Origin of the sequence: Pseudomonas sp. Irchel 3E19 (assembly GCF_900187585.1) — a bacterium.
Lineage (GTDB): Bacteria > Pseudomonadota > Gammaproteobacteria > Pseudomonadales > Pseudomonadaceae > Aquipseudomonas > Aquipseudomonas baetica.
The window spans coordinates 1-2,708 of sequence record NZ_FYDT01000100.1; the positions used below are offsets into that span (position 1 = coordinate 1).

The window sequence follows — 2,708 nt, forward strand, 5'->3', positions numbered from 1 at the left end:
TGTTGTCAAAAAGCATGAGGTTACGAAGCTGTTTATCTTCGAAAACCATGGCTTTGAGGTTTTCGCCCCAGCTTTTTTTCTTGGCTTCGGCTTTGATGCTTTCGACTTTGTAGCCTTTGGCTTCCAGTGCAGCGAAGAATTTATCTGGCAGAAAGAGGCCATGTTCATCGAACCATGGGCCTTTCTCATCGAACTGCAGCGCGCCTTCCTGTTCCAGCCAATCACTGAACACACGATCGTCGTCTGCTTCTTTGGCAATCGATTTGGGCAAGCTGCTCTTGAGCTCTTTCAGTTGGTCCTTAAACGCGTTGCCACTGGCTTGGGCCAGTTGTTTCAAGCTGATGTGGTTCAGGATCGTCGTCGAAGAGGCGCTGCTGAGTTCACGTAGCGGAATGTTGGTTTTGGCCAGGCGTTCGAGGGGTTTTGGCTTGTAGCTCTCCGCATCCCAGAGGAAGAGGCGGGGAGGCTTCAGTGCTCGAACGCGTGCTTCGGCGGTGGTCTGAATCCGCTCAGCCTCTGTGTTCAGGTCGTACCACTGCTTTTGCAAGCTGACAAAGAGCACTCCGGGTGGCGCTGACTTGCCACCGGTAGCCGAGACCCATTGGGAATAACGCGCTTCGATTTTTTTCTCAAGCTCATCGCGTTTGTTTGTCAGTTCGATAAAAGCCTGAAAATCCTCGGTCCCTGCGTACTGGTCGTCAGGGCTGAGTGCGAACTCGGGAACCGCCACCCCGCACTCGGCGAGTTCCGCGACGATCTCAATCTCAAAAAAATACGGCCCGTGGCTGGTGAGAATGTCCTTGTTCGGCTGCGGCCTCATACCATTTCACGGCTCCCTCTGTCATGTAGCGATTACTTAGGCGGATGGCCTCGCCTAAGTAGTACTGAGCGTCTCGATCGCCCGTTTCAGCGACGGTTTGCAAAAAAGACTGGGAAGAAGTCCAAGCGCTTTGAAGGTAAAGCGCGATACCGCGATCTTTGGCCGTAGCTAAATTCTTTGTCATTTGGGTAGCATAAACATTTGGTGCAAGCATTAATAGAAAAAAGCTTGTCACTAATTTAATGAGTAATTCCACGTTGAGTTCTCAATAGCCGTAAACAGGAACGAAATAAGAAAGCGGTGGGCGCGTTTTCTTCCATTCTTCCGCAAATAGAAGACCTTGTTTGATTTCTTCCTTGGTCATTTTTTCAGTGATTTTTGGGAGCATTCTTTCTCCGTCTTCGGCTGCTGTCCCGCCACCCTCGAATTTAGACATCAGATAGGCTAGTCCATAAGCCCCAATCAAGTTTTTTGGGTAGTCTAGATCGTTTGGTATATGGGCTACGCTGAGGGCGTAATTACCGACCGCGCTGACGTACCCGCCCTCGGCCGATTTTTTTAACCAATAAGCAACTTCTTCTTTCTTACCTCCATGTTCGAATAAATAGTTGGCATAAAAATACATTGCTTTGGGATATCCACCTTCAGCTGACGCTTTGTACCACTTTTGAATGGTTTTTTCGCGGCTACCTGGAACGATGAACCAACCGCCCCCATCTTCGTAGATTCCTGCGAGTGTATTCTGAGCTAGAGGATCACCTGCCTCAGCTGCCATTTCTAACCAATTGAATCCTTGTTTAGTGATGAATAAAACGGTCATGGCTTCAGTGTCGTTGTTTTTAGCTCGTTCTTGAGCTAATTGTATTGCTTGTTCACGCCATTCGTCTGCACTCTTGCCACCGCAGTTTTCTATTTCATTACAGAGGTCACTCTTACTGCTTAGTCTTAGCATTGCGTAAAGGTTGCCCTGTTGCGCAGCTGCTTCATACCATTTTCTTGCTTCATTAGTTGTGTATCGGTTGCTCAGACGAATCGCCTCTGCCAAGTAATATTGGGCTGTCTCGTCACCAGCAATGGCAGCACTTTCTAGTAAAGGTTGAGAGTCGTACCAGTCGCTTTGCTGATACAAAATTAGTCCTCTCTCTTTTTTCGACTGCTGTTCTTGTGTTAATTGCGCAGAAGCTGAGCAGGAAAAAAGGGCGGATAGAAATAGGCATAATGCAATTTTAATCAATGTTCGGTCCCTTGTAGCTTGCTTTTGTATCTTGGATTGGAGCGAAAGCCGGGCCGTTATAAATGGTGTTGTACTCACAGTGTCCATTTAGTCTTGCGCCTAATCTAGCTACATGCTCGCGATAAATTGTTCTTGTGTCGTTACTGGCTTTGTCCAGGGCTTTAACTCGTTCAGCCATAAATGAATCGAGCTTGAATTTGTTTTTACAATATGTAAGTCCGGCTTGCGGTGGTCGCAATCCATCCCGATTCATACGTATAACTGCCTCTTCGAACTGTGAAGTAGCGTTAGGGTTGGATGATATCCACCCTAAACACCGTTCGATCGCTCTCTGCTGTAGTTGATATGCCTCGTCTTCCTTGACGCTTTTATTGTCCTGGTCTTCTTCTATTGAAAAAGGTTCAGGAGATGAGCTAAGGGTCAACAGCAACGGTCCAAGTGCCTGTGGCTGCAAGTTACATACCCATTCCTGCATCTCTTTCTGTTTTTTGTCGGTGACGATTGAGTAAGCAATCACCCCCCCACGCCCACCCTCGGTCAGCGCATCAAATATCCCTTTAACAATGGCATACCCACGCACATAGGCAAACGCCACATCGATACCCGTGGCGCCGAGGAAGCTCAGTTTCTGCAGATAGTCCATGGCTTCGCCAT

At 48.0% G+C, this 2,708-nt stretch carries 2 protein-coding genes and 2 pseudogenes; all 4 read right to left on the reverse strand.

Annotated features, from left to right (window positions below; genetic code table 11):
* A pseudogene (locus CKW18_RS29495) lies at positions 1–820 on the reverse strand (hypothetical protein); the annotation flags it as partial.
* Positions 765–1,076: a hypothetical protein gene (locus tag CKW18_RS29500; RefSeq protein ID WP_371857661.1), complete on the reverse strand. Its 312-nt coding sequence runs from the start codon at positions 1,074–1,076 to the stop codon at positions 765–767. The gene CKW18_RS29500 and the pseudogene CKW18_RS29495, both read right to left, overlap by 56 nt.
* A 9-nt stretch (positions 1,077–1,085) precedes the next feature.
* Positions 1,086–2,054: a tetratricopeptide repeat protein gene (locus tag CKW18_RS29505; protein ID WP_095191973.1), complete on the reverse strand. Its 969-nt coding sequence runs from the start codon at positions 2,052–2,054 to the stop codon at positions 1,086–1,088.
* Positions 2,047–2,708 (reverse strand): annotated as a pseudogene (locus tag CKW18_RS29510) (hypothetical protein); the annotation flags it as partial. The pseudogene CKW18_RS29510 and the gene CKW18_RS29505, both read right to left, overlap by 8 nt.